15 protein-coding genes and 1 tRNA gene are annotated in these 15,321 nt (G+C 64.7%); 11 read left to right on the plus strand and 5 right to left on the minus strand.

Annotated features, from left to right (window positions below; genetic code table 11):
- Positions 1-3 precede the first annotated feature (3 nt).
- From rnc to NZ951_06415, 6 genes are read left to right on the plus strand one after another with little or no spacing between them, the layout of a single operon-like run.
- Complete coding sequence (gene rnc, locus NZ951_06390; GenBank protein MCS7207541.1) at positions 4-696, plus strand: ribonuclease III; 693 nt, start codon at positions 4-6, stop codon at positions 694-696.
- A gap of 39 nt (positions 697-735) precedes the next feature.
- A complete protein-coding gene (locus tag NZ951_06395) occupies positions 736-990 on the plus strand; it encodes a hypothetical protein (protein ID MCS7207542.1) in 255 nt (84 codons plus the stop codon).
- 26 nt (positions 991-1,016) lie between these two features.
- Entirely contained in the window at positions 1,017-1,964 is a 948-nt protein-coding gene (gene ftsY, locus NZ951_06400) for a signal recognition particle-docking protein FtsY (protein MCS7207543.1), read from the plus strand.
- A gap of 41 nt (positions 1,965-2,005) precedes the next feature.
- A complete protein-coding gene (locus NZ951_06405; protein MCS7207544.1) occupies positions 2,006-4,303 on the plus strand; it encodes a DUF2298 domain-containing protein in 2,298 nt (765 codons plus the stop codon).
- Positions 4,304-4,305: 2 nt separating this feature from the next.
- Positions 4,306-6,381, plus strand: a complete 2,076-nt coding sequence (locus tag NZ951_06410) for a TIGR03663 family protein (GenBank protein MCS7207545.1) — start codon at positions 4,306-4,308, stop codon at positions 6,379-6,381.
- Between the two features lie 33 nt (positions 6,382-6,414).
- Positions 6,415-8,643, plus strand: a complete 2,229-nt coding sequence (locus tag NZ951_06415) for a bifunctional (p)ppGpp synthetase/guanosine-3',5'-bis(diphosphate) 3'-pyrophosphohydrolase (protein ID MCS7207546.1) — start codon at positions 6,415-6,417, stop codon at positions 8,641-8,643.
- Positions 8,644-8,709: 66 nt separating this feature from the next.
- On the opposite strand, the gene NZ951_06420 is transcribed toward NZ951_06415, so the two are convergent.
- The 3 genes from NZ951_06420 to NZ951_06430 all read right to left on the minus strand — a co-directional run bounded on the left by NZ951_06420 (position 8,710) and on the right by NZ951_06430 (position 10,734).
- On the minus strand, positions 8,710-8,898 hold the full coding sequence (locus NZ951_06420; protein ID MCS7207547.1) for a hypothetical protein: 189 nt from the start codon (positions 8,896-8,898) through the stop codon (positions 8,710-8,712).
- Positions 8,899-9,060: 162 nt separating this feature from the next.
- Entirely contained in the window at positions 9,061-10,410 is a 1,350-nt protein-coding gene (locus NZ951_06425; protein MCS7207548.1) for a hypothetical protein, read from the minus strand.
- 30 nt (positions 10,411-10,440) lie between these two features.
- Positions 10,441-10,734 carry a hypothetical protein gene (locus NZ951_06430; protein ID MCS7207549.1) on the minus strand — a complete coding sequence of 98 codons (294 nt, stop codon included), beginning with the start codon at positions 10,732-10,734 and terminating at the stop codon, positions 10,441-10,443.
- Positions 10,735-10,986: 252 nt separating this feature from the next.
- Here NZ951_06430 and NZ951_06435 point away from each other — a divergent pair.
- Positions 10,987-11,061 (plus strand) — tRNA-Gly (locus NZ951_06435).
- A 339-nt stretch (positions 11,062-11,400) separates the two neighbouring features.
- On the opposite strand, the gene NZ951_06440 is transcribed toward NZ951_06435, so the two are convergent.
- Entirely contained in the window at positions 11,401-12,261 is an 861-nt protein-coding gene (locus NZ951_06440) for an ABC transporter permease (protein MCS7207550.1), read from the minus strand.
- 56 nt (positions 12,262-12,317) lie between these two features.
- A complete protein-coding gene (locus NZ951_06445) occupies positions 12,318-13,265 on the minus strand; it encodes an ABC transporter permease (GenBank protein MCS7207551.1) in 948 nt (315 codons plus the stop codon).
- 259 nt (positions 13,266-13,524) lie between these two features.
- Here NZ951_06445 and NZ951_06450 point away from each other — a divergent pair, with 259 nt between their 5' ends.
- From NZ951_06450 to NZ951_06465, 4 genes are all read left to right on the plus strand, one after another.
- Positions 13,525-13,743: a hypothetical protein gene (locus NZ951_06450; protein ID MCS7207552.1), complete on the plus strand. Its 219-nt coding sequence runs from the start codon at positions 13,525-13,527 to the stop codon at positions 13,741-13,743.
- A gap of 59 nt (positions 13,744-13,802) precedes the next feature.
- Positions 13,803-14,396: a thioredoxin family protein gene (locus NZ951_06455; GenBank protein MCS7207553.1), complete on the plus strand. Its 594-nt coding sequence runs from the start codon at positions 13,803-13,805 to the stop codon at positions 14,394-14,396.
- A 77-nt stretch (positions 14,397-14,473) separates the two neighbouring features.
- The gene (locus NZ951_06460) at positions 14,474-14,683 is read left to right on the plus strand and encodes an Rdx family protein (protein ID MCS7207554.1); all 210 of its coding nucleotides are present in this window, start codon (positions 14,474-14,476) and stop codon (positions 14,681-14,683) included.
- A gap of 104 nt (positions 14,684-14,787) precedes the next feature.
- On the plus strand, positions 14,788-15,321 hold a 534-nt coding region (locus NZ951_06465; GenBank protein ID MCS7207555.1), incomplete at its 3' end, for a BsuPI-related putative proteinase inhibitor.

Raw genomic sequence — 15,321 nt, forward strand, 5'->3', positions numbered from 1 at the left:
TGCATGGTCGAGGAGGCCTTCATCCACCGCTTAGGGGTGCCCTGGAATGACCCCGCCCTTTTGCGTCAAGCCCTGGTGCACGCCTCCTATGCCAACGAACATCCGGAGGCCCGCCCCTCCAACGAGCGTCTGGAGTTTCTCGGCGACGCCTTCCTGGACTTCGTCGTGGCGGAGGAACTGTTCCGCAGGTGTCCCCACCTGCCCGAAGGTGACCTAACAGCTCTGCGTTCGGCAGTGGTGGAGGGAAAGGCTTTGGCCCAGGTGGCGTCCCTGTTGGGCATTTCTGAGGTTTTGCTCCTGGGCAAAGGGGAGGAGGCGAGCGGGGGACGGGAACGTCCCTCTACCCTGGCGGGAGCCTTTGAGGCCCTAGTGGGGGCGGTGCTCCTGGACCAGGGCTACCCGAGGGCACGGGAGTTCGTCCTGCGCGCCCTGGGCCCTCTCCTGGAAAGGGTGGTGGCTCAAGGCGCCCCCAAAGACCCCAAGTCCCTTCTGCAGGAGCGCCTGCAAGCAGAAGGCAAAGGCCTGCCCGAATATCGCTCAGGGGAAGTGCACGAGGGAGGACAGGAGCGCCTGTTTGTGGCCGAGGTGCTGGTGCATGGGGAAGTGGTGGGGCGGGGATGGGGCACTCGCAAAAGCCTCGCCGAGCAGGAGGCCGCCCGCCAAGCCCTGGCCCGTTTGTATCCCGAAAAGGGTTAAGTGTGCCCTAGCGTTACAATAGGGGTGTAAGGAGGCGGGATGGCGACCTTCGAGGAGCGCGTCGCCCGTCAGGAGGGCGTTCTGGAGCAGGTGAACGAGCGCCTGGGCAACCTGGAGCGGGGTGTAGATGCCTTGCGCCCGGAGATGGGCACGCGCTTTGAGGCCCAACGCCAGGAGATGACCCTACGCTTTGAGGCCCAGCGCCAAGGGATGATCAACCTGCGGCGGGACGTGGACACCCCCTCCTGTGGCTCATCGCTTTGCTGGTCACGATGTGGGTTAGCATTATCCTGACGATCCTCTTCCGTGGGTAACGGGGCGTGTTCGGACTGTTCCGGCGGGAGAAGGCCCACAGCGCCGTCCAAAAGGCACGCCAGGGCTGGTTTGGGCGGCTGGTGGGCCTTTTTCGTCGCCCCACCCTTGACCCCTCCTTCTGGGACGAGGTAGAGGAGACCCTGCTGGGTGCCGATGTGGGGGTGTCGGCCACCCAACGCCTTCTGACGGCCGTGCGCCAGCGCCTCGGCCAGGAGAAAGACCCCTCCCCCGCTACAGCCTTACGCCTCCTCCGCGAGGAGATGTTGGCCATTCTGCGCTCCCCAGGCCCACCTCCATCGCTTCCTCCCGGGGGAACGGCCCCCCGCCCCTGGGTGCTGATGGTGGTGGGCGTCAACGGCGTGGGCAAGACCACCAGCATCGCCAAACTGGCCCACTTCTTCCAACAGCAGGGGCGCACCGTGCTGCTGGGGGCAGGGGACACCTTCCGCGCGGCGGGGATTGAGCAATTAGCGGTGTGGGGAGGACGCTTGGGGTGCCCCGTGGTGGCCCACCAGCAGGGAGCCGACCCGGGGGCCGTGGCCTACGATGCCTACCAGGCCGCCAAGGCGCGCGGAATGGACATCCTGATACTGGACACCGCTGGGCGTCTGCACACCAAGACGCCCCTCATGGAGGAACTGCGCAAGGTGCGCCGTGTCCTGCAGCGCCTTGACCCGTCCGCCCCCCACCTGACCCTGCTGGTGCTGGACGCCACCACCGGCCAGAATGCCCTTCAGCAGGCGCGCGTGTTCACCGAGATGGTGGCGGTGAACGGCATCCTGCTGGCCAAACTGGACGGCACCGCCCGCGGGGGCATTGTGTTGGCCATCTGCCAGGAACTGGGCTTACCTATCCTTTTCATCGGCACCGGCGAAGGGGTGGACGACCTCACCCCCTTTGACCCCGAGGGATTTCTGGACGCCCTTTTGGCCCCTCTGGAAAGTGGTGTGTAAGCGCCTGCACCTGCTTCTGTCCCGCATATGAGGAGCGCGCCGTGGGTGAGACCCTACGCTGGGTCGCCGTCGTGGAGGGATTGGGGATTTTGGCGTTTCCCCTGGCTTTTGCCCTGGCACCCGCCCTGCGCGACCGGGGATGGAGCCTGGCCAAACCCCTTGCCCTCCTGCTCACCACCCTGCTCCAGTGGTGGCTGGCCAGTTTCGGCCTCCTTCCCAGCACCCGGTGGAGCCTCGCCCTGATCATCGCCCTGTGGGGGGTGGTCGCGCTGGCTTTGGCCTATCGTCAACGCCGCACCGTGGCCCAGTGGCTACGGGGTAACTGGGGCGTCGTCTTGGCGACGGAGGGGGTCTTCGTGCTGCTGTTCACCGTGTGGACAGTGTACCGCGCCTACACCCCCGAGATCGTCCACACCGAACAGCCCATGGATCTGATGCTCTACACCGTTGCGGGGCGCGCCCGCTGGTTCCCCCCGGAGGACGCGTGGTTGGCAGGCCTGCCCGTCAGTTACTACTATGGGGGCCACTTGATCTCCGCCCTGCTGGGGAAACTGGCGGGCGTCCCCAACGGCATCGGCTACAACCTGGCCCTTTCCACGGCGGCAGCTTTGGCGGGGGTGGGGGCTTTCGGCATCGGGGCCTCCCTGGTAACAGGGCGGGGGTGGATCCTGGCTGGGGGGGCGAGCACCCTCGCCCTGCTGTTCCTCCCCAACCTGGAGGGGGTGTTGGAACTAGGGCGGGCGTTGGGGTTAGGCTCTTCTGCCTTCTGGCAAGCGGTGGAGATCAAGGGATTAGAGGCTCCCCTGCCTTCCTCCCAGTGGTATCCTACTGACGGCTGGTGGTGGTGGCGTGCCACGCGGGTCATTGACACCCTCCGCAACGGCCACAGCCTGGACTACACGATTCACGAGTTTCCCTTCTTCAGTTTCCTGCTGGGCGACCTGCACCCCCACGTGAATGGGTTGCCTTTCCTCATCGGACTAATAGGGCTAGCAAGCGGCCTGGTCTTGCACGGCGAGACCTTATCCTGGGGGTGGCTCCCCAGACGAGCTGGCATCCTCCTCGTGATGGGCGTGTGGGCGGGAGCCCTGGGCTTCATCAACGCCTGGGACCTGCCCTTGGGCCTGGTGGTGGTGTGGGGGGCCATCCTGTTGGTGGCCTGGCGCAGCGAACCGCCTGCGAAGGTCTTGTCGGTCAAGGCGCTGGCAGTGGCGGGGGTAGCCTGCCTGGGCGTGGCCGTGGTGGCGGTGGTGCCCTTCCTGCCCTTCTATGCCCACCTGGACTCCCGGGTGCATGGCATCCTGCCCGTGCGTGGACCCGTAAGCCAGGGGAAGCACCTCCTTATTGTATGGGGGCAGTTTGGGCTTCTCCTGTTGCCGGGGTGCGTGGGGGCGCTGGTGAGAGTGCTCCGCAGTGGGGTGCGGGCGCGAGATGGGGTGGTCGTCCTCCTGGGGGTGGCGGTGCTGCTTCTGGTCTGGCTGATGGGGGCACTCGTTGTGGGCGTCCCCGGTGTGGGTAGGCGGTTCCTCCACGCCCTGCCCTTTCTCGTGGGGGGGGGCTTGGCCATCCTGGGGAGCCTCACGGCCGTGCGCAAAGACACGTCCCTGGCCCTTCTATGGGGGCTGATCGGTATAGGAGTGTTTTTAGTGCTAGTGCCCGAACTATTCTACGTCGTGGATACCTTCGGCACGCGGATGAACACGGTGTTCAAACTGCACTACCAGGCGTGGGCACTCCTTGCCCTGGCGGTAGGCCCCGCCCTATACTACGGGAAACGCTTCGCTCAAGGGCGTCCCGTCCTTGCAAGGATGTGGACGGTATGGGCCGTGGCCACAGGTCTCGTTGTGCTTCTGCTGTCCTACTATCCTGTTGCTGCAAGCGTCAGCAAGGCAATCAGCACTCCCGGCTCCCCTACCCTGGACGGTTTGGCCTACCTGGACCGTTTCGGACGCCAGGGAGAGCGGGGCATCATCGCTGTGCTGCACCAGGTTAGTGAGCCGGGGGATGTGCTGGTGGAGGCGGTAGGGGATGCGTATACGGAGTACGGCTTCATTGCGGCGGCCACGGGCATCCCCACCCTCTTAAACTGGCCGGGGCACCAGGTGCAGTGGCGGCGCACGCCCACAGTGATGGACGGGCGCGCCGAGGCGGTACAAACCATCTATACCACCTCCTCCGAGGAGGACCTGCGCTCCTTGCTGGAGAAATACCGCGTCACCTATGTGGTGGTGGGCCCTCGGGAACGGAGGAAGTATGGGCAGGTGAACGAGGCCCTCCTGGAGAGGGTTCTGCACAAGGTGCTGGAGATGGACGGCTACGCCCTGTATAGACGGAGGTGAGGATGCTCCCCCAGGAGGTGGGCGGCACCCTGGAAGCCCCTGCTCCCGCTTCCACGCCCCGTTGGACGCTCCCCCTAGCGTGGGAGGTGGTGCTTCCCCTGGGGCTGATGGGCATCGCTCTGGTGATGCGCCTATGGGACCTGGGGAGCCGCGCCCTCCACCACGACGAGAGCCTGCACGCCGTCTACAGTTGGTATCTGGCAACGGGGAAGGGCTACCGCCACGACCCCATGATGCACGGCCCCTTCCAGTTCCACGCCAACGCCCTGCTCTTCTTCCTGTTCGGGGACAGCGACTTCACGGCGCGCTTGCTGTATGCCCTGTTTGGGACGGCTTTGGTGGGCCTGCCCTGGCTGCTGCGCCCCCAGTTAGGGACGGCCGGTGCCCTCTGCGCCAGCGCTTTCCTGGCCTTCTCGCCCACCCTTTTGTATTTCAGCCGTTTCGCCCGCAACGACATTCTCATGGCGGTGTGGGCGGTGCTCCTCATCTGGTGCACCTGGCGCTACTTGGAAAGCCCCCGCCCCGGGTATCTCTATGCCCTGGTAGCGGTTCTGGCCCTGGCCTTTGCAACCCACGAGACGGCGTATTACTTGACCCTGCTGACGGTGGGGTTTTTGAGTGTGGTGGGGTGGCGCGACCTGTGGGACTGGCTCCGGGCGCGCAAGGGGTTCGCCCAGTTCGGCCCAGCGGGGAGCCTGCTCTTGGTGCTGGTGACCGTCACCCTTCCCCTATGGACACCCCTTGTAGCGCTGTTGCCGGGGCTGGCGCCCACCCTGGCCAACCCCGACCCTGCCATGGGTGCGGTGGGTCTGCCCCGGGGAGCGGGATGGTATGTGGCCATCGTCTTGCTGGCTACGGGCTTCGGGGTGGGGGTAGCACTGGGCCTGTGGTGGAACCCCCGGCGCTGGCTGGTGTGCGCCGTCATCTTCTACGCCATCTGGCTCACCTTCTTCACCACCGTGTTCACCAACCCCTTCGGCGTGTTCACAGGGGCGTGGCAATCCCTGGGGTACTGGATGGCCCAGCAGGAGGTGGCCCGCGGCGGCCAGCCCTGGTATTACTACTTCGTGGTGGGGTGGACCTATGAGTTCCTCCCCTTCCTGCTGGCCCTGCTAGGCCTCGCAACCGCCTGGCGTGCCCCCCTGTTTATCCGCTTCTTGGCCTACTGGCTGGTCGGCTCCTTCATCCTGTACACCTGGACCTCCGAGAAGATGCCTTGGATTATGGTGAACATGGCGTTCCCCATGGCGTTGTTGGGCGGGTATGTGGTAGGGCGATGGGTGGAGGCGGTGCCGTGGCGGCGGGCGTGGGAGAGGGGGGCCATCCTGGCCATCCCCCTGGTGCCTGTGGCCCTGATGGTGGGCTACCGCGTGGTGTTCCTATCGCCGCCCGAGGGGGCGCTAGGGCCCCTCTGGGTGCTGGTGTGGGTGGGGGTGTGGGTGGCCGTGGGAGGGTTGGCGATGGCCTTCGCGACCCGCGTCGGGTGGAGGGCGGGCGGAGCGCTCTTGGGCATGGGCCTGGTGGGGATGCTGGGCCTGCTGACCCTGGCCGCCGGCTGGCGCGCCACCTATCGCAACGGCGACGTGCCCTATGATCTGCTGGTGTATACCCAGACCGCCCCCGACATCCCCCGCATCGCCCAAGATATTGAGCACATCGCCCACGCCACCGGCCAGAAGGAGAACATGAAGATCCTGGTGGATGGGGCCGATGGGTTTGCCTGGCCGTGGGTGTGGTATTTGCGCCGTTTTCCCGAGGCGGGGTACCCTGATATGACCTTCTCCCCCCTGCGGGCACCCGTGGATGCCCATGTGGTGCTGGTCAACGCTGTGAACATCGCCCCGGCCCGCGCCGCCCTGGGAAGCGACTTTGTGGAGGCCCGCCGCTACATCCACCGCTGGTGGCACCCGGAGACCTATCGCCTCGCCAGCCCGCGGGTGTTTTGGGAGGGCCTGCGCGACCGCAAGGTGTGGCGGAGGGCATTAGACTACTGGCTCTATCGCAAGATGGGCACCCCCCTGGGGCACATAGATGCCTACCTGTTTTACCGCGCCGACCTGCTGAAAGCTGTGCCCTAGCTTTGTCTGCTATACTTGGTGCAGGAGGCGTGCGTGGTGGCGGTCACTCTGGCCGAAAGCCTGGAGGCCTTGCTGGCCGAGGCGCGCAGTTACCTTCCCCCGGAGGCTGTGGAGCGGGTGGAGGGGGCCTATGCCTTCGCCGCCCAGTGCCACGCCCATCAGAAGCGGGCCTCGGGGGAGCCGTTCATTATCCATCCCTTGCGGACCGCACTGCACTTGGCCCGTTTACACCTGGATGCCGACACGCTGGTCGCCGCCCTTTTGCACGATGTGGTGGAGGACTGCGGCGTCCCCTTGGAGGACCTGGCCCAGCGCTTCGGAGAGACGGTGGCTCGCCTGGTGGACGGGGTGACCAAACTGGCCGTGTTCGACCAGGTGAAGGGGAACACGCGCACCGACGAGAGCCACAAGCAGGCCGAGAACATTCGCAAAATGCTGGTCGCTATGGCCCGGGACCTGCGGGTGGTGCTCATCAAACTGGCCGACCGCCTGCACAATATGGAGACCCTGGACGCCCTTTCTCCCGACCGCCAGAAAGCCATCGCCAAAGAGACCATGGACATCTACGTGCCCCTGGCGCACCGCCTGGGCATTTGGGATATCAAGTGGCGTCTGGAGGACTTGGCCTTCCGTTACCTGTACCCCGAGGACTACCGCCAAACCGCCCAGATGGTGGCGGCTCGGCGCGCGGAGCGGGAGGCCTTCATCACCTGGGCGTGCGACACCCTGCAGAAGGAACTGCTCAAATACCGTATTATGGCACGGGTCTACGGACGCCCCAAGCACCTCTATAGCATCTGGCAGAAGGCCCATAAGTACGCCGCCCAGGGTAAAGACCCCTCCCAGATTTACGACTTGTACGCCGTGCGCATCATCGTCCCCACCAAGAGCGACTGCTACCGGGCTTTGGAGGTGGTGCACAACCTGTGGCCCCCCGTGCCGGGGCAGTTTGACGATTACATCGGCCGTCCCAAGCCCAACGGCTACCAAGCCCTCCATACGGCGGTCATTCCTCCGGGGTCGTTCCCCCTCGAGGTGCAAATCCGCAGTGAGGAGATGCACGAGGCGGCGGAATATGGTGTGGCCGCCCACGTGCGCTATAAGGAAGGGAACGGGGGAGGGCCCCACTTCCAACGGCGCATGGCCTGGCTCCACCAACTGCTGGAGTGGGGGCGCTCCCTGCAGCAGGCCGAAGAGTTCGTGGACACGGTCAAGACGGACATCCTGTCGGACCAGGTGTTCGTGTTTACGCCCAAGGGGGATGTGAAGGAACTGCCCAAAGGCTCTACGCCCATTGACTTCGCCTACTTGGTGCACACAGAACTGGGGCACCGCTGCATTGGGGCCAAGGTCAACGGCAAGATGGTGCCCCTTAACTACAAACTGCAGACAGGCGACACGGTGGAGATTCTCGCCTCTAAGACGGCGCGGGGGCCCAGCCTGGACTGGCTGGACCCCGACTACACCGCCAGCGCCCAGGCGCGCCAGAAGATACGCCAGTGGTTCCGCCGCCAGGAGCGCCCCGCCAACATCCAGCGCGGCAAAGAGGTTCTGGAGCGGGAACTGAAGCGCCTGGGCATGCACGGACGCCTCAAAGAGGAGGATCTGAAGAAACTGGCCTCCGAGGAGTTCGGGATCGCCGACGTGGAGGACTTCTATCTGGCCCTAGGCACCGGTGCCATTACGGCAGCGGCGTTGGTGGCGCGCCTGTCGGCCCAGTCCCTGAAGCCCGCACCTCAGACCCAGTTACCTTTGCCCTCCATCGGCCCCGCCTCGGGCATTCAGGTCTTAGGGGTTGGCGACCTGCTGGTGCGCATGGCCCCGTGCTGTAGCCCCGTGCCGGGCGACCCCATTGTGGGGTTCGTGACCCGCAGCCGCGGGGTCACCATTCACCGCCAGAACTGCTCCAACCTAACCCACGAGGACGAGCGGGAGCGCCTGCTCCCCGTAACCTGGGGGCAGACCCAGGAACTGTACCCCGTGCGGGTGCGTATCACTTTCATTGACCGCGTCGGCCTTTTGAAGGACATCACCACCCTCATCGCTGAGGAGGGGGTGAACATCGCCTCTATGGTGACGCGGGAGTTCGGGGATGGCCGAGGAGCTATGGCCATGACCCTGCACATTCGGGATGCGGAGCAGTTGGCACGCCTGTTCGGGAAGATAGAAGGGGTGCGGGGGGTGTTGACCGTCTCCCGGGTCTCCAATGCACTGGGAGCGGGACGGGCACGCCCCCGACGAGGCGAGGAGGCATCCCCTTAGACCCCCACACAAAGCCGGCGGTGGGGACACCCCCCCCGCCGGCCTGTTGAGCCCAAGAACGCCCGGTTAGAACGCCCCTGCCAGAGCGTGGGTATGCGCCTGCCGGGCCAGGGCCTGGCGCACCTGCTGGAGTTTGGCATAGAGGGCCTCGGCATACTCCTTGCCCTGCCCGTAGCGCTGATAGTACAGGGCCGCCTGGGCATACTGGTCTGCCAGGAACCGCTCCACCTGCTCTAGAGTCCACCGCTCCTGCATAGCTCCCTCCACGTGCTGTATGTTCACTAGCAAGTATAAGTCCAAAAGTGGACTTTTGTCAAGGGGGTGGACACCTGTGAGGAGCACAACCCCTGGCAGTGCGTGCCTGGCTCCTGTCGGGCTGCGGCCGCGCCAGGCCCGCACAGGGCCTACCCCACGAGGCTACGGCTGGATAGGCTTGGTTACAGGTGCCCCTGCCCCCCAGAAGAAGGCGCCCCTGCCCGCTACGGCCCCCACCACCACGATTTCGTAGCACTCGGGACCCTCCAGCACCGGCACCAGCGTCTCCGGGCTGTCCCAGAGCCAGGTCAACTCTGGATGCGCCAGGGCCAGGGCTTTGGGCTCCTTGGGGAGCATCAGCAGGCGGAAGGGCATGCGGGCTAAGCGGTGCATGGCCTGGCGCACGTGCTCCTTGCTCCAGCCCCCCTTGCGGAACACCTGGGCGTGCTCGGGGCAGATGAACAGGGTGTGGTGCTCCTTCTCCTGGGTGCCGTAGCGGGGATCGGTGCGCCGCCCCACCAGCCATTGGCCCGTGCAGACCTGGGCGGCGTTGCAGGCCGCCGTGGCAAACACGTGGACCAACCGCTCCGGCTCGGCACTCTGGAAGTCGTGGAGTTCGCAGATACCGTAGACAAAGTGCACAGTAACCGTGCTGGCATCGGCGGGGAAGCCGTGCTCCACGTGGTAAGGCGTCCAGGGGTTCTCCTCCTCGTTTTCGGCCACGCAGGCGCTATACTTCAGAGGCGAGCCGATAGTGTCCATGTCCGACACCCCAGGGTAGGTATGGCCGATGTTCATCATGCACAGGCGCACCGCCCGCCCGATGACCGTGTTGGCATACGAGACCGCCCCCGGCCCCAGGGCGCACACCCGGCTGTTGAGGTTGATCTGCCGCCGAATGGGGCCGTTCACCCAGATAAGGGGGGCATGAGGGCCGGTGGACATGGCCTTATTGCGCAGGTAGATCTGCGGCTCGGCCAGGCACTCTATCGCCGTGATCACAACAGGCAAGTGCTCGGGCCGACAGCCCGCCATGACCGCATTGGCGGCGATTTTGGCCACCGTGCCGGTGCCGAAGCCCGGCTCCAGCACCGCCACCACATCCTCCGGGTTGCGCCGGGTGCCCCGCAGCATGCGCTCCATAGCCTCCTCAGTGGGCGGGACAAGGGGGAGACCATCGCCCCATCCGTAGGAAAGGAAGCGCTCGTTCATGGCCTGGAAGGCCTGCAGGCCCCTACCCTCGAAGGTGAGCCACTCCTCGTCCACGAACACCAGCTCCTCGTGCACCTCACCTGCGGCGAGGGGCTGGGTGAGGCCAGCAATAACCTGGTCCAAAGCGCCCTCCACCATCGCGCGGATATCCTGGGGGGGTTGGTTGGTGAAGGGAAGGGGAACAATGGCAAGGGGCAACTCGGGGAGGCCGAAGGTGAGGGCACTGCGCCGGGCATCGCGCACAAACCCCTGGGCGGTGTAGGAGACAGTGGGAATACCCCGCCGCTCAAGGAGGGTCATGTCGTGGACAAGCCACGACGTGCACGACCCTCAGTCGCTAGTGGTGCCGATGACGGCGTCCACCTCCCGAGCGATGCGATCGGCCAGGCGGGGCGTCATGTGGCGAATCATAAACCCCACATCGCCGGGGTAAAAGGAGAAGCGGGCACCGGGGAAGCGCTTCTCCAGCAAGGCACGGGTATGCTCCAGGGCCACATCGCCCCCCGCTTTGATGTTCCAATACAACCCGATGCGCTTGCCGTTGAGGTCGGTCAGGCGGGGGGCAGGGGTGATCCTGGTCTGGACGGGTTTGGCCACGGGGTTGAACACCTTCAGAGGGACCATCGGCTTCCTCCTGCGCCTTTTTCGGGGAAAGTATAGCAGATGGAAAAGACCGCAATCCTCCCGCTCTGTAGGCCCCCTCCCGAAGGGATGGAGCCCCCCTTCTGACGGGATACCTGCGCCCACAATGAGGCTTGCACCTTCACCCCCCAAGAGAGGGAGCCGTCCCCAGTCTTCATCCTTCCCCTGCCGCCACCCCACACAGCCCAGGGGCTTGACGCTCATCCCCTTGGTGCCGTATGCTAACAGGTGCGAGCGGAAGTAGTTCAGGGGTAGAACGCCTCCTTGCCAAGGAGGAGGTCGGGGGTTCAAAGCCCCTCTTCCGCTCCATTTTTGTGCCCCTAACAGAACCCCCCAGGAATGCACCCCCCGTGATGGCATGCACCAGGGGCGAGCAGCGGGTGTGGGCATAGAGACTGCGCGCAATTGTCCCCTAACGCATGCCCTGCACACCCACATCCGCCCTGAAAACCGCGCGCCATGTCGCCTTGTCCAGGGCGTTCACCTTGAGCACCGTTGGCCGCTGACAGGTGCCGTGGCGGGCTAAACAGCGACCCTCCCCCTGGCGTGGCGTGCTGGCAGACAACACCCCCCGCATACCCCTCTGCACACCCGAGGGTATGGCGTATCCAGGGGCCCCGGTGCCGCCAACAGGAGGTGGGGGAAGGGCTAGCGCCCCCGCAGGCGGGGATCCAAGACATCCCGCAGGGCGTCACCCAGCAGGTTGAAGCCGAACACCGCCAGGCTAATGGCCAAACCGGGGAAGATCACCAGCCAGGGGGCCCGCTGGGCAAACTCGGCCGCCGAGCCGGAGAGCATACGCCCCCAGGAGGGGTGGGGCTCCGGCACCCCCAGCCCGAGGAAGGAGAGGCTCGCCTCGGTGAGGATGGCACTCCCCAACTGGGCGGTGGCTAATACGATAAACGGCCCCAAAGTGTTGGGGAGAATGTGCAGAAAAGCGATGCGCCAGTCCCCACACCCCACAGCCCGCGCCGCCTCCACATAGGTCATGGCCCGTATCTGCAGGGTGCTGGAGCGTATGACCCGGGCAGCCCTGGGAATGATGGGGATGGAGATGGCGATGATCACATTGGGCATGGAAGGCCCCAGGGCAGCCACCATCACCAAAGCCAGCACCAACAAAGGCATGGCCTGCATGATATCCATAATCCGCTGGAGGGTCATATCCAGTTTGCCCATAAAGTAGCCCGACAGGAGCCCCAGGATTCCCCCTACGACTGTACCCAGCAGGGTGGAGCCCAACCCTACAATCAGCGACACCCGTGCTCCGTGCACAATACGGCTATAAATATCCCGCCCCAGGTTATCGGTGCCCAGCCAATAGGTCTGATTGGGGGGGGCGAAAGTGGCCCGAGCGTTGACAGCCGTGGGGTCGTGGGTGGCCAGGAAGTTGGCGAAAATGGCCACCAACACCATCAGCAGGATGACCACACCCCCCGCAGTGCCCAGGGGCTTGCTCCGGGCGAAACGCAGGAGGGTTTTCCACCAGGGGCGCTTGCGCCCCGCCAGGGCTGTGAGCGTTGTCGCCGGCACACCCGATTGCGCCTGCACACCACACCCCCTCGCTATTGATAACGCACGCGCGGGTCCAGCCACCCGTACAGGATGTCCACCACCAGATTGGCCAGCACCACCACTGTAGCGATGAACATTACCAGGCTCTGTACGATGGGGTAATCCCGCTGGCGAATGGCATCCACCAGGTAGCGGGCCACCCCGGGCAGGTTGAACACCTGCTCCGTTACCACCAGCCCCCCGATAAGGAAAGCGAACTCAATGCCGATAACGGTAACCACGGGGAGCAAGGCGTTGCGCAGGGCGTGGCGGTAGATGACCACCCGCTCCCGCAGGCCCTTGGCCCACGCCGTGCGAATGTAATCCTCCCGCATCACCTCCAGCATGGAGGAGCGGGTAATGCGCATAATGAGGGCGCTGGAGCGATAGCCCACAGCCAGCGCCGGGAAGATGAACTGCTTCATGTTCGCCCCGAAGTCCTCAAAGGGGGAGACATAAAGCATCTCCGGCAACTGCCCCACCTGCACCAAAATCAGAATGATCAGAAGCCCGAACCAGAAGGCGGGGATGGACAGCCCCGCAATGCTGAACACCCGTAGAGCATAGTCCAGGGGCGTATCCTGGCGCACGGCGCTAATGATGCCTGAGGGGATAGCGATGACTATCGCAATGATCATGGACATAATGGCCAACTGCAGGGTTACAGGGATGCGGGGTTTGATGATTTCCCACGCCGGACGGTCAAAGAAATACGACTTGCCCAAGTTGCCTTGAAAGGTATCCCGAAGCCAGTTCCAGTACTGGACCACCAGGGGCTTGTCCAGACCCAGTTCCTTCTCCAGTTGGGCCTTGGCCCGAGGATCCACATAGCCGGCCGACTGAAAGATGAAGTCAGCGATGTTGCCGGGGGCCAGGCGCAACAGCACAAAGATGAGGATGGACATGCCCAGCAGGGTGGGAATGGAGACCAGGAGCCGGCGCGCTAAATACCCGCTCATCTCTGCCCGTCCTTTATCCCGTCAGGAAACCCTCCGCCTAAGTGCTCACGCTGTTTTCAATTACGATACCAAAGACCCCTGGGATGTGCCAACTGCATGCCCCGAATACAGAGAACACGGGCCTCACAGCTCCAGGATGCCCTGCCCCGCTGGGGAGGCACACAAGCCATTGCCCCCCCGACCCAGCGTATCCCCCAGGGGGAGACGCCCCGCTTGTGCTATACTGCATTTACACCGACCGTGCTGGAGGGGAAAGGGCTTGCCCGGCGAGAAGCCCATCGTCTACACTCTCCCCGATTGTCCCACCTGCCTCAAACTGAAGGTGGCTTGGCGTCGACGGGGCCAACCCTTTGAAGAGCGCGTGGTCAGCCAACGGCAGGAGTGGCTCAACGAGGCGTTGGCCCTGGCCGACACGGTGCCCATCATCGTGTGGCCCGACGGGAGGGTAGAGGTGGGCTTTGAGGGCGAAGAGGGTTGACACATCGGGTAAGGGACGGGGCCGGTGGCCCCCAGAGGCGAGACGCAGGAGGTTGAAGAATGGCCCAGAAGACCAGCGTGGTAACGGCCGAACGCTTCGCCAAAGGGCTGACTTACCAGCAGTTCCTGGCCCAGGCCAAGGTGAACCTGGACCAGTTCCAAAAATGGTATAACGACTTCACCCCCAAGCCTGACGACCTGGCCTTCTTCCGTCGGGCGCTGGCCCACCCCAGGGGGCCGGCCAAGGTGTTGGCCCTGGGGGAGGACTGGTGCCCCGATGTCTACCGGGGCCTACCGGTGATGGCCAAAATCGCCGAGGCGGTGGGCATGGAGCTGCGGGTGTTCCCCCGCGACCAGAACCTGGACATCATGGACGAGTTCCTCTACCAGGGGCAGTTCCGCTCCATCCCGACCTTCGTTTTCTACACCAAGAATATGGAGTATATCTGCCACTGGATTGAGCGCCCCGCCCTGGCCAACAAGGAGATGGCTGAGGTTACCGAGCACCTGAAGCGGGAGATGCCCCACGCCAAAGAGGAGGACCTGCGCGCCGAGCGGCGCAAGCGCCTGCTGGCCCGCTGGCCCGTTTGGCAGCAGGAGACGGTGCGGGAAATCCGCCAGATGCTGGCCCAGGCTCTGGGCATCCCCGCCTAGCCGGAGCGTTGGAGGGAGCCATGCCCCACACAGGCCTTGAGGTAGAAATTACCTTCTGCATGTCCTGAGGCTACCACTTGCGCGCCGCCTGGATGGTGGGCGAGTTGTTCAACATCTTCCAGGACACCATCGGTGCAGTGCGCCTGGTGCCCGGGGGCGGGGGCGTCTTTGAGGTGAAGGTCAACGGCAAACTGGTGTTCTCCAAGAAGCAAGTCGGGCGCTTCCCCGAACTCAACGAACTGGTGCAGGCCCTCAACGACGCCCTGGAGGCCCAGGAGAAGGGGTAGCCACACCCCTCGGGGGAATGCCCCCTTGACAGCGAGGCAAAAAGCGCTTAGATTTGAAGGTCAATCCTCTTCACCGTGGGGTGAAAGAGGGTGCCCCACCCCAGATGGTAGGGGTAGACATGGGACAGAGGTGGACGCAAGCACTTGTGGCTATAGTGGGGAAAGGTCTGCCATTCCTGGGCATGGGCTTGCTCTTATCCTGCGCCCGGATGCCCACCCCCACCCCAACACCCCTTCCCCCTTCCCCCACACCCACCCCCACGGTGCACCCTGCGGCCACCCCGACTCCCACGCCACTTCCTACTCCGACCGCCACACCCACTCCACCCCCCCTCCCTGGCCCCACCGTCTCCTCCCCCGTTCAGGATGGTTTGCGCCTAACCCTCTCCCTCTCCAAAAGCGAGTATCGCCTGGGCGAGGCTCTGGAGATCCGCCTGACCCTGACCACCACTTCTCCCAACGAGGTAATAGTTACCACGCCATCCTCCCAACTCTTTGACCTGGTCGTGCGCACCAAGGGCGGGGAGACGCGGTGGTCAGCGGGCCGAGCCTTCCTCCCCGTGGTAACAGCGCATCGCATTCCCCCCATTGGGGGGCTGACCCAGACTCTCTCCTGGTCAACCCAGGAGGCAGGCGAG

This window comes from Dehalococcoidia bacterium, assembly GCA_025060295.1.
Taxonomy (GTDB): Bacteria; Chloroflexota; Dehalococcoidia; order Lucifugimonadales; family HRBIN23; genus HRBIN23.

What these genes read in the sequence shown, in the direction of transcription:
- rnc (MCS7207541.1), top strand. Translation starts at nt 4, where the DNA reads ATGGTCGAGGAGGCCTTCATCCACCGCTTAGGGGTGCCCTGGAATGAC.
- NZ951_06395 (MCS7207542.1), top strand. Translation starts at nt 736, where the DNA reads ATGGCGACCTTCGAGGAGCGCGTCGCCCGTCAGGAGGGCGTTCTGGAG.
- NZ951_06410 (MCS7207545.1), top strand. Translation starts at nt 4,306, where the DNA reads ATGCTCCCCCAGGAGGTGGGCGGCACCCTGGAAGCCCCTGCTCCCGCT.
- NZ951_06420 (MCS7207547.1), bottom strand. Translation starts at nt 8,898, where the DNA reads ATGCAGGAGCGGTGGACTCTAGAGCAGGTGGAGCGGTTCCTGGCAGAC.
- NZ951_06425 (MCS7207548.1), bottom strand. Translation starts at nt 10,410, where the DNA reads ATGACCCTCCTTGAGCGGCGGGGTATTCCCACTGTCTCCTACACCGCC.
- NZ951_06430 (MCS7207549.1), bottom strand. Translation starts at nt 10,734, where the DNA reads ATGGTCCCTCTGAAGGTGTTCAACCCCGTGGCCAAACCCGTCCAGACC.
- NZ951_06445 (MCS7207551.1), bottom strand. Translation starts at nt 13,265, where the DNA reads ATGAGCGGGTATTTAGCGCGCCGGCTCCTGGTCTCCATTCCCACCCTG.
- NZ951_06455 (MCS7207553.1), top strand. Translation starts at nt 13,803, where the DNA reads ATGGCCCAGAAGACCAGCGTGGTAACGGCCGAACGCTTCGCCAAAGGG.